The organism is Methylocystis echinoides (assembly GCF_040687965.1).
GTDB lineage: Bacteria > Pseudomonadota > Alphaproteobacteria > Rhizobiales > Beijerinckiaceae > Methylocystis > Methylocystis echinoides_A.
Map to the genome: position 1 here is coordinate 1659177 of NZ_CP156084.1, position 13454 is coordinate 1672630.

The 13454-nt window shown below is 66.1% G+C and carries 13 protein-coding genes and 1 pseudogene; 8 read left to right on the forward strand and 6 right to left on the reverse strand.

Annotated features, from left to right (window positions below; genetic code table 11):
* Positions 1 to 132: 132 nt before the first annotated feature.
* The 5 genes from RVU70_RS08020 to RVU70_RS08040 all read right to left on the reverse strand — a co-directional run bounded on the left by RVU70_RS08020 (position 133) and on the right by RVU70_RS08040 (position 5123).
* Positions 133 to 1563 (reverse strand): glycosyltransferase family 1 protein, encoded by a 1431-nt coding sequence (locus tag RVU70_RS08020; RefSeq protein WP_363350741.1) that lies wholly within the window; start codon positions 1561 to 1563, stop codon positions 133 to 135.
* Positions 1560 to 2549 carry an NAD-dependent epimerase/dehydratase family protein gene (locus RVU70_RS08025; protein WP_363350743.1) on the reverse strand — a complete coding sequence of 330 codons (990 nt, stop codon included), beginning with the start codon at positions 2547 to 2549 and terminating at the stop codon, positions 1560 to 1562. Before RVU70_RS08025 ends, RVU70_RS08020 begins: the two co-directional genes overlap by 4 nt.
* Positions 2550 to 2567: 18 nt before the next feature.
* Positions 2568 to 3548, reverse strand: a complete 981-nt coding sequence (gmd, locus tag RVU70_RS08030) for a GDP-mannose 4,6-dehydratase (RefSeq protein ID WP_363350745.1) — start codon at positions 3546 to 3548, stop codon at positions 2568 to 2570.
* Between the two features lie 148 nt (positions 3549 to 3696).
* Positions 3697 to 4221: a YidB family protein gene (locus tag RVU70_RS08035; RefSeq protein WP_363350747.1), complete on the reverse strand. Its 525-nt coding sequence runs from the start codon at positions 4219 to 4221 to the stop codon at positions 3697 to 3699.
* Positions 4170 to 5123: a TIGR00730 family Rossman fold protein gene (locus RVU70_RS08040; RefSeq protein WP_363350749.1), complete on the reverse strand. Its 954-nt coding sequence runs from the start codon at positions 5121 to 5123 to the stop codon at positions 4170 to 4172. Before RVU70_RS08040 ends, RVU70_RS08035 begins: the two co-directional genes overlap by 52 nt.
* A 94-nt stretch (positions 5124 to 5217) precedes the next feature.
* Between RVU70_RS08040 and RVU70_RS08045 the strand changes: the two genes are divergently transcribed.
* Together RVU70_RS08045 and RVU70_RS08050 are read left to right on the forward strand one after the other, a co-directional pair.
* Positions 5218 to 5964 carry a YebC/PmpR family DNA-binding transcriptional regulator gene (locus RVU70_RS08045; RefSeq protein WP_363350751.1) on the forward strand — a complete coding sequence of 249 codons (747 nt, stop codon included), beginning with the start codon at positions 5218 to 5220 and terminating at the stop codon, positions 5962 to 5964.
* Positions 5965 to 6118: 154 nt separating this feature from the next.
* The gene (locus tag RVU70_RS08050; protein ID WP_363350753.1) at positions 6119 to 6736 is read left to right on the forward strand and encodes a TetR/AcrR family transcriptional regulator; all 618 of its coding nucleotides are present in this window, start codon (positions 6119 to 6121) and stop codon (positions 6734 to 6736) included.
* Between the two features lie 89 nt (positions 6737 to 6825).
* On the opposite strand, the pseudogene RVU70_RS08055 reads toward RVU70_RS08050, so the two are convergent.
* Positions 6826 to 7011 (reverse strand): annotated as a pseudogene (locus tag RVU70_RS08055) (rhodanese-like domain-containing protein); the annotation flags it as partial.
* 14 nt (positions 7012 to 7025) lie between these two features.
* On the opposite strand from RVU70_RS08055, the gene RVU70_RS08060 reads away from it, so the two are divergent.
* From RVU70_RS08060 to RVU70_RS08085, 6 genes are all read left to right on the forward strand, one after another.
* The gene (locus tag RVU70_RS08060; protein ID WP_363350755.1) at positions 7026 to 7643 is read left to right on the forward strand and encodes a glutathione S-transferase N-terminal domain-containing protein; all 618 of its coding nucleotides are present in this window, start codon (positions 7026 to 7028) and stop codon (positions 7641 to 7643) included.
* A gap of 66 nt (positions 7644 to 7709) precedes the next feature.
* Positions 7710 to 8474: an SDR family oxidoreductase gene (locus RVU70_RS08065; protein ID WP_363350757.1), complete on the forward strand. Its 765-nt coding sequence runs from the start codon at positions 7710 to 7712 to the stop codon at positions 8472 to 8474.
* Between the two features lie 238 nt (positions 8475 to 8712).
* Positions 8713 to 10485 carry an acetolactate synthase 3 large subunit gene (locus RVU70_RS08070; protein ID WP_363350759.1) on the forward strand — a complete coding sequence of 591 codons (1773 nt, stop codon included), beginning with the start codon at positions 8713 to 8715 and terminating at the stop codon, positions 10483 to 10485.
* A 103-nt stretch (positions 10486 to 10588) separates the two neighbouring features.
* Positions 10589 to 11140, forward strand: coding sequence for an acetolactate synthase small subunit (gene ilvN, locus RVU70_RS08075; protein ID WP_363350761.1), 552 nt, complete (start codon positions 10589 to 10591; stop codon positions 11138 to 11140).
* A 223-nt stretch (positions 11141 to 11363) separates the two neighbouring features.
* A complete protein-coding gene (gene ilvC / locus RVU70_RS08080) occupies positions 11364 to 12383 on the forward strand; it encodes a ketol-acid reductoisomerase (protein ID WP_363350763.1) in 1020 nt (339 codons plus the stop codon).
* Between the two features lie 87 nt (positions 12384 to 12470).
* Positions 12471 to 13352, forward strand: a complete 882-nt coding sequence (locus tag RVU70_RS08085; RefSeq protein WP_363350765.1) for a nuclear transport factor 2 family protein — start codon at positions 12471 to 12473, stop codon at positions 13350 to 13352.
* The last annotated feature ends 102 nt before the right edge of the window (positions 13353 to 13454 follow it).

A 13454-nucleotide genomic window follows, 5' to 3' on the forward strand; every position in this document is an offset into this window, starting at 1 on the left:
GGCCGCAAAACAAGCGAAAAGCCGCAGCCTCCGGGATAGAGCGCCCGGAAAGCGCGACCGATTGTCGCCTCTCTAACATGCTTTGGCGCGGGGCGGAAACGGCTCGTTGTCGGCTGCGGGGAAGGCCGCCGCTCAGGCGAGCCGCGTCAGCCAGTCGTCGCGGGCGATGGTCTCGACGATTTTGCGGGCCGCTTCCGCCCAGGAAACCCTGAGCGCCTGCGCCGGATCGGCCCGCCGCGCGCCGGAGAGAAAGTCTTCGATCGCCGCCGCGAGCGCCATCGGGTCGTTGACCCGAAAATACAGCGCGCCGTCGCGCCCCACCTCGCGAAACACCGGGATGTCGCTGCAGATGACCGCGCGTCCGCGCAGCGCCGCCTCCACGATCGGCAGGCCGAAGCCCTCCGCATAGGAAGGCAGGATCAGCGCGCGGCTGTGGTCGTAAAGGTAGGAGAGCTCTCCGTCGCCGACGTCGTCGAACCAGAACAGCCGGCGGCCCCGCTCGGGGTGGCCCAGAATCTCGGCGACGACCGCCTCCTCCAGCCATCCGCGCCGGCCGACGATGACGAGCCGCGCCTCGACGCCCCGCGCCCACAGCGCCTCGAAAGCTTTGAGCGCGACCCGGTGGCCCTTGCGCGGCTCGATCGTGCCGACCATCAGAAACACCGGCGTCTCGCCGGAGACGGCCTGAGCGATCTTGGGACGCGGGTTCTCGGCTGAAGGCGCGGCGAGATCGGCGCCGCACTGGAACCAGCCGATCTTGAGCCCCGGGCGATGCGGCAGCCGCTTCTCGGCGACGAAAGCCGCAAGCTCCTCCGCGACGGTGCGCGAAATCGCGAGGAAGGCGTCGCTTTCGACAAGCGCGCGGCGCAGCCAGGCTCGATAGCGCGGCGGCGTCACCTCGTGACAGGCGTAAGGGTGCAATTCCGGGATGAGGTCGAAGATGCAGGTGACGATTTCGCCGCCCTCGCCCCGTATTCGGTCGAAGATGGGCGCAAGCTCGTCGAAGGCGTTCCAGCTGTCGGCGAGGGTGAGGAGACGGTCGCCGGGTTCGATCGCGATTTCGACGTCGGGTCCGGTCTCGGCGCCGCCGAGCTTGGCCGTGAAGGCGTTCGCCGAATAGAGGCGGCCGCCCTCGCAGCGCACGGCGCGGGCGGGAATGTCGAACCCGCCTCCGCTATGGCAGGCCCGGGCCACTTCCTTGACGACGCGCTGAATTCCCGTCCCGCCGTCGAATTTCGCCGTGGTGGTGACGTCGAGCAGCAGGCGGCGCGCCGGCCGCGGGGCCGTTGCGGCGACGGGGGTCGACGCCGGGGCCGGGGCTGCGGGGGCGGCGGCCTGCGGCTGCTTCTTTCGAAACGGCGCGAGGAACCGCGCGCCCGCTTGGGCGATCTTGCGTTCGATCGGCAGCAGGACATCATAGAGGCGGCCGGCGACCGAGTAGATCAGCCGCTGCCGTTCATGGGTGAGATGCAGGGCCTCGCGGCGCAAATGCTCGAGCTGGAATTCGAGCAGCCGGATGCGCGCGCGCCTGTCGTCTTCGGGCGTAGCGCCGGGATCGTTCACGAAGGCGTCCCCGGCCGTGCGAATTCGGCGCGCCATTCGTCGAGAAGGGCGCCCAAAGTCTGTTCGATGGCGTAGTTCGGTCGCCAGCCGGTGGCGGCGGCGAGGCGCGAGGCGTCGCAGGCGACGCGGGCGATGTCCGTCGACGAGGGGCGCAGCAGCGCAGGATCGACCTCGACCTCGAAGGGCCGCCGCGCCATCAGGCGCAGCATCTCCAGAAGCGCGGCGATGGTCCGCGCCTCGCCGCTGCCGATGTTGAACACCGACACGCGGTCGGGGAGTTCGCGGGCCTCGGCGACGAGCCGCATATAGGCGTCCACGACGTCGCGCACGTCGAGAAAGTCGCGCGCCTTCGACAGGTCGCCGACCTTCATGCGCGGTTCCGCGACCCCCGCTTCAATAGCGGCGATCTGCGCGGCGAAGGAAGCGAGGACGAAACTGCGGCTGCGCTGACCGGGTCCGGAATGGTTGACCGGGCGCGCGATCACGAGCCGCGCCCGCGGCCCCAGCACATCGGCCATGGCGCTTTCCGCCGCGGCCTTGGAGCGGCTGTAGACGTCCATCGGGCGCAGCGGCGCGTCTTCGTTGAGAACGCCGTCGCGGAAGCTCGAACCGTAGGCCATGGCCGTCGAGCAAAACAGCACGACCGCCTGCGGCGCATGGCGGGCGACGGCCGCCGCAAGGCCGAAGGCCCCATGGAAATTGACCCGCCAAGTCTGTTCGGGGGCCCCGGCCGCCTGTCCGATCGAGGCCTGTCCGGCGAGATGGAGCACGAGATCGGGCGCGAGATCGGCAATGAGGCGGTCGATCGCGTCCTCGTCGAGAAGATCGGCGACGGCGACGGAAAAGTCGGGACGCGCGCCGCTTTCGCCCGGCCGCATCAGCATGACGCGGCGGGCGTCGGGATAGGCGTCCGCCAGTCTGGCGGCGAGATGCGCGCCGACGAAGCCGGAGCCGCCCGTCAGCAGAATGCGCTCATAGGCCGCCATGCCGGGCGCTCCCAAGATTTAGGATTCGCGCCGCAGCCGCTCGAGATCGGCGTCCACCATCTCGCGGATCATCTGATCGAGGGTGATTTCCGGGGCCCAGCCCAGAACCTTGCGCGCCTTGCTCGAGTCGCCGAGCAGCACGTCGACCTCCGCCGGGCGGAAGAAGGCGGGATCGATGACGAGATGCTTCTCCATGTCGAGGCCGGCGTGATCGAAGGCGATGCGGCACATGTCGCGCACCGTCGTCGTCACGCCCGTCGCCACCACATAGTCGTCGGGCTTTTCCTGCTGCAGCATCATCCACATGGCGCGGACATAGTCCTTGGCGTGGCCCCAGTCGCGCTTGGCGTCGATGTTGCCGAGCCGCAGCTCGCTCGCCTGGCCGAGCTTGATCTGCGCCACGCCGCGCGTGACCTTGCGGGTGACGAATTCGACGCCGCGCAGCGGGCTCTCATGATTGAAGAGAATGCCGGAGGAGGCGTGCAGGCCGAAGCTCTCGCGATAATTCACCGTGATCCAGTGGCCGTAAACCTTGGCGACGGCGTAGGGCGAGCGCGGATAGAAGGGCGTCTTCTCGTTCTGCATCGGCTCCTGGATGAGCCCATACATCTCCGAAGAGGAGGCCTGATAGAAGCGCGCGCCCGGCGCGCCGAGCCGCATGGCCTCGAGCATGTTGGTCACGCCCACGGCGGTGACATTGGCGGTCAGGATCGGTTGGCGCCAGGAGGAGGCGACATAGGACTGCGCGGCGAGATTGTAGATCTCGTCGGGACGGACGTCCTCGATGGTGCGCAGGAGACTCGACAGGTCGATGAGGTCGGCGTCGTGCAGATGCAGCTTGCCGCTGATGCCGAGCCAGCGCAGACGGTGGTCCTCGACGCCGCGATGCGACGAGCGGCGGACCACGCCATGCACTTCATAGCCCTTTTCGAGCAGAAATTGCGAAAGATAGGCGCCATCCTGCCCGGTAACGCCAGTTACAAGCGCGCGCTTGGTCATCAATCGTCCTTGTCCAATGGTGTGATCGAAGGCTCTACTGAAAAGGTCCCCCCGAGGCAAGCCAGGGCGGGCCATGGTCAAGCTCAAGCGGCAAAAGAAAAGCCGCCGGAAACTCCGGCGGCTGCTCGTCTTAATAACTAAGGCACAGTCAGTAAAGAGATTTCTTCACTTCTTTCTCGGGCGCGGGCAACTTGCCCTCCGGCGTCGCCTTGTCGATGGCGACGGGGAGATATTCGGCGAGAAGATCGCGGGCCTTGTTGAAGTCGATCCCGGTCGCCTCGGCCAGTTTCTTGAGCTTTTCGACGCCGACGGCCTGGCCGACCTCGATGCTGCTGATGGCCTGGTTCTGGCCGGTCGAAATCCACGACTCGACCTGCTGCTTGTAGCCGCCGTCCCTGAATTTCTTGACGACGGCGTCGAGGCCGCCTTCCTTCTCGACGTAATCCTTGATGAGGTTCAACGCTTCTGCGCCAATGACGCCGCCCACGATTCCCTTGAACCAGCTCATGCGAAATCCTCCAGACTCTAACAGAGACGGCGCTCCGCCGCAGAAACACAGATAGGGGGCAGGCTGTGCCCCTACAATAAGCCCGGCGGCGCTTTTTTCGCTTCGCAGGCTTTTCAGAAAAGCGGATCGCCGGCCTCTTGCCGCCAGCGCAAAATTCCCTCCCAAATCTCCCGGGCCGTCTCGGCGTACCAGAACAGATCGCGGTCTTCCGGCGCGATGACGCCTTCCTCGACGAGAAAGTCGGGATCGAAGACGCCGCGCCAATAGGCTTCGCCGACGAGAATAATCGGCAGGGGCTTCATCACCCGGGTCTGGGCGAGGGTGAGGGTCTCGAACAATTCGTCGAGCGTCCCGAAACCGCCGGGAAAAGCGACCAGCGCCCGCGCCCGCAGCACGAAATGCAGCTTGCGCATGGCGAAGTAATGAAAGCGAAAACAAAGCTCCGGCGTCAGATAGGGGTTGGGGAACTGCTCGTGCGGCAGCGTAATGTTGAAGCCCGCAGTCTCCGCGCCGACGTCATAGGCGCCCCGATTCGCCGCCTCCATGATGCCGGGCCCGCCGCCGGTGACCACCGCGAGCCGGCCGCCGTCCGGCAATTGGCCGGAGGCGCCGACGATCCGCCCGAATTCGCGGGCGACGTCGTAATAATGCGCCTTGCCGGCGATGCGCTCGGCGATCTTCAGGCGCCGCGCCGCTTCCGGATCGTCGGGGGCGGCGGCCGCGAGGCTGCGGGCCGCGTCGAGCCGGGCCTGCGCCGCCTTGGGCTCCACGATCCGGGTCGATCCGAAGACGACAATGGCGTCGGTGACGCCGTGCTGGCGCAACAGCAGCTCGGCTTTGAGATAGTCGAGCTCCAGTCGCGGGCCGCGGGCGTCGTCGCTCGTGAGGAAGTCAATGTCCGAATCCGCTACGCGGTAAGCGGGGCTGGCGAGCAGCGTCGCCACGCGCGCGGCGGCCTGAGGATCCTCGTAAACCGGCTTGGGGCGCTGATCGGGCAAAGGCTCGCGGCGGCGCAGCGGATCGGCCGGGCGCTTCGCGGGACCCTTCTTTTCGTCTTTGAGACTCATCCAGGCGCCTTTCTTTATTTCCGGCGCCGCGAGGGTTATAGACGGCTTGAACGCCAGTCGCGGCGGTTTTTAAGAGGACCAAGGGCAAGAGACGATGGCCGGGCATAGTCAGTTCAAGAACATTATGCACAAGAAGGGCAAGCAGGACGCGATCCGCTCCAAGCTCTTCTCCAAGCTCGCCCGCGAAATCACCGTCGCCGCCAAGACGGGCCTGCCCGATCCCAACATGAACGCCCGCCTGCGCGCTGCGGTTCTCGCGGCCAAGGCGGAGAACATGCCCAAGGACAATATCGAACGCGCGATCAAGAAGGCCTCCGGCGCCGACGCCGAGACCTACGACGAAGTGCGCTACGAGGGCTATGCGCCGGGCGGCGTCGCCGTCATCATCGAGGCCTTGACCGACAACCGCAACCGCACGGCGGGCGAGGTGCGCTCCTATTTCACCAAGGCGGGCGGCGCGCTCGCCGAGACGGGCGCGGTTTCCTTCATGTTCGACCGTGTCGGGATGATCGAGTTCGACAAGAAGGTCGCCTCCGAGGACGCCATGATGGAAGCCGCGATCGACGCCGGCGCCGACGACGTCTCGGCGACGGAGGAGGCGCATGAGATCGTCACCTCGGTGGAGACCCTGCGCGACGTCGCCAAGGCGCTCGAGGAGAAATTCGGCGAGCCGAAGAAGGCGGCGCTGGTCTGGCGTCCGCAGAACACGATCAAGGTCGACGACGAGTCGGGCGAAAAGATCTTGAAGCTCGTCGGCACGCTCGAGGACAATGACGACGTGCAGAACGTCTACGCCAATTTCGAGATCTCGGATGCGCTGATGGCCAAGCTCGCGGGGTGAGGTTTCAGGCGCCGTCTTACGAGGCTGGGTCCCATACCTCCCCTTTACGGGGAGGTCGGCGGCCGCAGGCCGCGGGGTGGGGTCCGCGCCGCTTGTGTTGCGACAGGGGCTTTGACCTCGCCCGACCTCGCCTGACGACGGCCCGAGCGAATCGATGCAGGTGAAACGCGGCTATCATCACGGTTCGCTCAAGCAGGCGCTGGTCGACGCGGGCGTCGAGCTTCTCGCGGAAGGCGGCCCCGCGGCCTTGACCCTCACCGAAGCCGCGCGGCGCGCCGGCGTCACGCCCGCGGCCCCCTATCGCCATTTCTCCGGCCGCGACGCGCTGCTCGCCGAAATCGCCCGGCAGGGCTTCGAAACCTTCGGAGACAAGATCGAGGCCGCCTGGAACGAGGGCCGTCCCGACGCGCGAACGGCGATGCGCGCCATGTGCGCCGCCTATCTGGCCTTCGCCCGCGAGGAGACCGGGCTTTACGCCGCCATGTTCGGCCAAGCGGCGACGCTCGCCGATCCGCAGGCCGGCGGCGCCGCCGATCATGCGCTGGAAATCCTGTGGCGCGCGGTCGTCGCCTGGCTGCAGCAGGCCGGCGCCCCGGCGCAGGGGGCGCGTCATGTGGCGCTGCAGATCTGGGCGCTTGCCCATGGCGTCGCCATGTTGACGATCTCCGGGCATTTCGATGCTGCGAAGACGGCCGACCCCATGATGGTGCTGGAGGGCGCGGTCGAGGGGGTGATGGCGGCGGCGGTCGGGAGAACCGCGGGGACGCGATAATTCCCGTCGAAAATTGGCCATGCCCCCGAGGCGCGTCGCTCCGGCGAGAGGCGTTCACTCTGTTGGGGCAGATCGAGGCTCTGCCAGGCCGCTACGCCTCCATGGAGCTCCTTGACGCGATAGCCATTCTGGAGAAGCGCCAGCGCAGCGGTGGCGGCGAGGCTGCGCCAGCCGTCCCAGCAGTAGAGGACGATCAGCTTCTCTTTCGGGGCGCCAAGGCGGCGCTTTCGGCGGAACGGCTGCGGGCGCCCTCTACTTGTCGCAGGGTTCCTCATTGGGAGCCCCCGCCATGTTCACGCTCTACTACCATCCCGGCGCCTGCTCGCTCGCCGCCCACATCGCCCTCGAATGGATCGGCGCGCCCTACGCCACGAAGGAAGTCGAATTCGGCGACAAGGAATATCTGAAGATCAACCCCGCCGGGGCCGTGCCCGCGCTCGACGACGGGTCGGGCTGGATCCTGACCCAGGACGCCGCGATCCTGCGCTACCTCGCCCATCGCCACCCCCAGGCAAGGCTTGCAGTCGAGGGCGGCGACAAGGAGCAGGCGGAAGCCGACCGCTGGAGCTTTTTCATCACCGGCGACCTGCACCCGGCCTTCTTCCCGCTCTTCGTGCCGAATCGCTATACGCGGGCGCGGGAGAAGGAGGCCTTCGACGATATCCGCGAGGCGGCGAAGGCGCTTGCGCACAAGAAATTCCTGCTCGTCGACGCGCAGTTGACCGGGAAGCGTTTTTTCCTGGGCGACAAGCGCAGCTATCTCGACGCCTATGTCTTCCCGATGGAGCGCTGGGCGCAGACGCTGCTCGACGACGGGCTTTCCGCCTTTCCGGCCGTGCGCGCCCATCACGACATGATGGCGGCCGACCCGGCGGTGCAGCGGGTTCTCGCCGCCGAAGGCGCCTGAAGCGGTTTGGCGCCCCCGCGCGGTCGGTTAACATCGCGCCCTGACGAACTTTTCGGGGAGGGGGACGTGGGGCGGTTCGACAATAAGGTCGCGCTGGTCACGGGCGCGGCGCGGGGGCTCGGCCGCGTCACCGCGCTGGCTTTTGCGCGAGAGGGCGCCAAAGTCGCGGTGGCCGATATCGACGAAGCCGGCGGGGCGGAGACGCTTTCCATGATCCGCGCCGCCGGCGGCGCGGGCGTCTTCATCCGCGCCGATATGCGCATCGAGCGGGAGGTCGAGGCGATGGTGGCGGAGACGGCCCGCGCCTTCGGCCGCCTCGACTGCGCCGTGAACAACGCCGGCGTGGTGCGCTTTCAGCCGATCGTCGACGAGACGGCGGAGGGCTTCGACTTCCATCTCGACGTCAATCTGCGCGGCGTCTTCTTCTGCATGAAGCACGAGATCCGGCAGATGCGCAAAAACGGCGGCGGCGCCATCGTCAATCAGTCGTCGATCACGGGAAGCCTCACCGGCAATCCGGGCGAGGGCGCCTATGCGGCGAGCAAGGGCGGGGTCGACGGGCTCACCAAGACCGTCGCGCTCGAGGTCGCCAAGGACAATATCAGCGTCAACGCCATCTGCGCCTGCGGCATCGACGCGCCGGGCGACGTGTTTCACCAATGGATGGAGAAGGAGGGGATTACGCCCGAAGCCGCCGGCAGGCTCTTCCCGATCGGCCGCATGGGCCGCGCCGAGGAGCTGACGGAGGCGGCGCTGTTCCTTTCCTCCGAACAGGCGCGCTTCATTATCGGCCACCTGCTCGTCGTCGACGGCGGCTGGATCGCGCGATAGAACCGGCGGAAGCGCGCCAACTCGCCGCTTGATTCTGGCGCCCGCCTCCCGTAACGTCTGCGCGTCAAGATAGTGGGGCGCGATGCGCGGTCTTCTCGTCGTAGAATTGGCGCCGGTGTCGGAGCGGGGGTAGGGCCCGCCTTCCGTCGACGGCGCTTGACCCAAGGCCCCGAGAGGGCCTTTTTTCTTGCCCGCAGCGGGTCTCGACCCCGTGAGATGAATAGATCGGAACGAAGCAATGTCGAAGGAAATGACCGGCGCAGAAATGGTTGTCGAAGCCCTGAAGGATCAGGGCGTCGAGATTATTTTCGGCTATCCGGGCGGCGCGGTGCTTCCGATCTATGACGTGCTCTTCCATCAGGAGCGGGTGAAGCACATTCTCGTGCGCCACGAACAGGGCGCGGCGCATGCGGCCGAAGGCTATGCGCGCTCTTCCGGCAAGGTCGGCGTGCTGCTCGTCACCTCCGGCCCCGGCGCCACCAATACGGTGACGGGCCTCACCGACGCGTTGATGGACTCGATCCCCGTGGTCTGCATCACCGGACAGGTGCCGACGCATCTCATCGGCTCCGACGCATTCCAGGAATGCGACACGGTCGGCATCACGCGCCACTGCACCAAGCACAATTATCTCGTCAAGAACGTCGCGGATCTGCCGCGCATTCTGCACGAGGCGTTTTATGTCGCGCGTTCCGGTCGTCCCGGCCCGGTGGTGATCGACATTCCCAAGGACGTGCAGTTCGCCCGGGGGGTCTATACGCCGCCGCGCGGGGCGCAGCACAAGACCTATCAGCCCAAGCTCGACGCCGACATGGAGCAGATCCGCGAGGCCGTGAAGCTGATGGCCGCCGCCAAGCGTCCGATCTTCTATACGGGCGGCGGCGTCATCAATTCCGGCCCCTCGGCCTCGACGCTGCTGCGCGAGCTCGTGAGCCTCACAGGCTTTCCGATCACCTCGACGCTGATGGGGCTCGGCGCCTATCCGGGTTCGGGCCAGAACTGGCTCGGCATGCTCGGCATGCACGGCACCTATGAAGCCAATAACGCCATGCATGACTGCGATCTGATGATCGCGGTCGGCGCGCGTTTCGACGACCGCATCACCGGCCGCCTCGACGCTTTCTCGCCGGGCTCGAAGAAGATCCACATCGACATCGACCGCTCGTCGATCAACAAGAACGTCAAGGTCGATCTCGCCATCGTCGGCGATTGCGCCCACGTGCTGGAAGCGCTGGTGCGCACCTGGCGCGCCGAGGCGATGCACGCCGAGAAGCAGCCGCTCGATCATTGGTGGGCGCAGATCGACGACTGGCGCGGCAAGAAGTCGCTCGCCTTCCGCAATTCCGATACGACGATCAAGCCGCAATACGCCGTGCAGCGCCTCTATGCGCTGACCAGGGATCGCGACGTCTATATTACGACCGAGGTCGGCCAGCACCAGATGTGGGCCGCCCAGCATTATCATTTCGACGAGCCCAACCGCTGGATGACGTCCGGCGGCCTCGGCACGATGGGCTACGGCCTGCCCGCGGCGATCGGCGCGCAGCTCGCGCATCCCAATGCGCTCGTCATCGACATCGCCGGCGAAGCCTCGATTCTGATGAACATCCAGGAGATGTCGACGGCGATCCAGTATCGTCTGCCGGTGAAGATCTTCATCTTGAACAACGAATATATGGGCATGGTACGCCAGTGGCAGGAGCTTCTGCACGGCGGCCGCTATTCGCACAGCTATTCGGAGGCGCTGCCGGATTTCGTGAAGCTCGCGGAAGCCTTCGGCGGCAAGGGCGTTCGCTGCTCGGACCCGAAGCTTCTCGACGCGGCGATCCAGGAGATGCTCGACTACGACGGGCCGGTGATCTTCGACTGCCTCGTCGACAAGGTCGAAAACTGCTTCCCGATGATCCCCTCCGGCAAGGCGCACAACGACATGCTGCTCGCCGATCTCTCCGACGACGCCGGCGTCGACATCGGGGCGATCATCGACGAAAAGGGCAAGATGCTGGTGTGACGCGGCCGCGTCACGTGGAAATTCTGGCCGTCATGCGGGCCGCGGGCGGAAGCGCTGGATTGCTTCGCTCCGCCCGCCATGACGGCGTAAAGACAGGTCGATCATGAACGCTCCCGCCACGCCGCCTTCTCCCTATTCCGCCTCGACCAGCAATTCGAAAGTCGAGTCGCATACGCTTTCCGTGCTCGTCGACAATGAGCCCGGCGTGCTCGCGCGCGTCGTCGGCCTGTTTTCGGGGCGGGGCTATAACATCGAGAGCCTTACCGTCGCCGAGGTCGCCCATGCCGAGCATCGCTCGCGCATCACCATCGTGACCTCCGGCGCGCCCGAAACCATCGACCAGATCCATCACCAGCTCGAGCGCATCGTCCCGGTGCGGCAGGTCACCGATCTTACCGTCTCCAAGCGCTCGCTCGAGCGCGAACTGGCGATGGTCAAAGTGCGCGGCCGCGGCGAGGATCGCACCGATGCGTTGCAGCTCGCCGAAGCCTTCCGCGCCCGCGTGGTCGACGCCACGACCGAGAGCTTCATTTTCGAATTGACCGGCAGGCCCGACAAGATCGACGAATTCGTCGATCTGATGCGCCCCATCGGCCTCGTGGAGGTCTCGCGCACGGGGGTCGCGGCGATCTCGCGCGGGCCCGAGCCGATCTAAAGCTTGCCCTTCCCATCCCGGCCTTGCGGCGGAAAGAGCCGAAGCCGCCCTCCAATGCGGGTGCGGCGTTGCGCGCTTTCCCTTTGGCGCGCAGGCGGAGGAGGGACAGGGGGCTTTGACCTTCGGGGCGCCCCCGCGTAAAAGGGCCGCGATATTCATGACGTCACGCAAGGGCGGTCCCGTCATCCGCCACGCCACCAGAGACCCAGGGGAACGACAGGAAATGCGCGTTTACTACGATCGGGACGCCGACATCAATTTGATCAAGGGCAAGAAGGTCGCCATCATCGGCTACGGCAGCCAGGGCTTCGCTCACGCCCTCAATCTCAAGGAAAGCGGCGTTCCCGAGGTCGCGGTCGGCCTGCGTTCCGGCTCCGCCTCCGCCGCCAAGGCCGAAGCCGCCGGCCTCAAAGTGATGTCGGTGCCGGAGGCCGCCAAATGGGCCGACGTCGTCATGATGCTGACGCCCGACGAGCTGCAGGGCGAGATCTACGCCAATGAGCTGGCCCCCAATCTCAAGCAGGGCGCGGCGCTCTTCTTCGCGCATGGCCTCAACATCCACTTCAATCTCATCGAGCCGCGCAAGGATCTCGACGTGCTGATGGTCGCCCCCAAGGGCCCCGGCCATACGGTGCGCGGCGAATATTTGAAGGGCGGCGGCGTGCCCTGCCTCGTCGCCGTGCATCAGGACGCCTCCGGCAACGCCAAGGACATCGCGCTCTCCTATGCGTCCGCCATCGGCGGCGGCAAGGCCGGCATCATCGAGACGACCTTCCGCGAGGAATGCGAGACCGATCTCTTCGGCGAGCAGGTCGTGCTCTGCGGCGGCCTCGTCGAACTGATCCGCAACGGCTTCGAGACGCTGGTCGAGGCCGGCTATGCGCCGGAGATGGCCTATTTCGAGTGCCTGCACGAAGTGAAGCTCATCGTCGACCTCATCTATGAGGGCGGCATCGCCAATATGAATTATTCGGTCTCCAACACGGCTGAGTATGGCGAGTACGTCACCGGCCCGCGCATCATCACGCCCGAGACCAAGGCCGAGATGAAGCGCGTTCTCGAGGACATTCAGTCCGGCAAATTCACCCGCGACTGGATGCTCGAGAACAAGGTCAACCAGACCTCCTTCAAGGCGACCCGCGCCCGCAACGCCGCGCATCCGATCGAGGACGTCGGCGCGCGCCTGCGCGCGATGATGCCCTGGATCGGCAAGAACAAGCTTGTCGACAAAGAGCGTAACTGATCCCATCATAAGACTATGCGGCGCGCAGCGGGCAGGGCGCGCGCGCCGCCGATTTGGCGAATTGTTTTCAGGGCGGGGGATGGCGACATGCCGGTTGAGGGGAACCGAGCTGTCGCGCTGAGCGCGACCGACATACGCTTCATCATCGCGGAAATGCTCGATTGCCGGATGCGCCGGCACTATGACCGTTTCGTCTCCTTCGTCGACCCGACCGTCGTGCTGTCCTGCCACAGCTGGCGCGAGGGCATGATCGGTCCCGGCGTTTGGAACGGCGTCGAGGGTCTGCGCGACCTTTTCCGTCGCACGGACGAAAATTACCTGCCCGGCGATCATGAGATCATCGACATTCTGGTGGATGGCGATCAGGCGGCGGTGCGCTGGCGCGCCGACTGGCGTCGGCATGAAAACGGGCGGGTCTATACCAATGACGCCGCGCATTTTCTCCGGTGGAGCAACGGCCGCGTCGTCGAAATGCACGAGTTTTTCGACGCTTATTGCCAGCCGGCGCCCGCCTCCGTCGGTCTCCCCTCTTTCGAAGCGCTGCTGACGCCGCGGCAACCCGGCGTGCTGCGCGAGGAAATGGAGCGCTGCGCGCGCCGCCTGCTGCAGCTGGAGACGGGGCGCCCCGAACCCGACCTCGTCCGCAAATGGTGCTCGCCCGATATTGCCTGCGTTTTTGCAGGCGATCGAGCCCGACTGCCTTACGCCGGGAGCCATAAGGGCCTCGACGCGCTTTTGGGAATCATACGGGCGGTTCATGTGGATTTCGAGCAGCGGGCGCTTGGGCTGTCGAAGATCCTGATCGAGGACGCGCGCGCCGCCTGTTGGCGACAGGTCGAGTGGCGTCACCGCGGCACCGGCCGGACCGGCGTCTGCGAGCTCGCGGATTTCGTGCGGTTCGACAACGGACTGATCGCCGAACTGACCGAATTTCGCGATACGGTCTCGCTGGTGCGGATGCAGGACTGACAGACAGCCGCGCGGATCGCGCGCCGGTTGGGAAACAAAGTGTCGACAACCCGGGATGCAGGGGCTCTAATGCTCCCAAAAACAATCCTAAAGCGCTGCCTG

Bases quoted from the DNA above. Each gene is read 5' to 3' on its own strand.
- RVU70_RS08025 (WP_363350743.1), bottom strand. From the start codon at position 2,549: ATGGCGGCCTATGAGCGCATTCTGCTGACGGGCGGCTCCGGCTTCGTC.
- gmd (WP_363350745.1), bottom strand. From the start codon at position 3,548: ATGACCAAGCGCGCGCTTGTAACTGGCGTTACCGGGCAGGATGGCGCC.
- RVU70_RS08040 (WP_363350749.1), bottom strand. From the start codon at position 5,123: ATGAGTCTCAAAGACGAAAAGAAGGGTCCCGCGAAGCGCCCGGCCGAT.
- RVU70_RS08045 (WP_363350751.1), top strand. From the start codon at position 5,218: ATGGCCGGGCATAGTCAGTTCAAGAACATTATGCACAAGAAGGGCAAG.
- RVU70_RS08050 (WP_363350753.1), top strand. From the start codon at position 6,119: ATGCAGGTGAAACGCGGCTATCATCACGGTTCGCTCAAGCAGGCGCTG.
- RVU70_RS08060 (WP_363350755.1), top strand. From the start codon at position 7,026: ATGTTCACGCTCTACTACCATCCCGGCGCCTGCTCGCTCGCCGCCCAC.
- RVU70_RS08070 (WP_363350759.1), top strand. From the start codon at position 8,713: ATGTCGAAGGAAATGACCGGCGCAGAAATGGTTGTCGAAGCCCTGAAG.
- ilvN (WP_363350761.1), top strand. From the start codon at position 10,589: ATGAACGCTCCCGCCACGCCGCCTTCTCCCTATTCCGCCTCGACCAGC.
- ilvC (WP_363350763.1), top strand. From the start codon at position 11,364: ATGCGCGTTTACTACGATCGGGACGCCGACATCAATTTGATCAAGGGC.
- RVU70_RS08085 (WP_363350765.1), top strand. From the start codon at position 12,471: ATGCCGGTTGAGGGGAACCGAGCTGTCGCGCTGAGCGCGACCGACATA.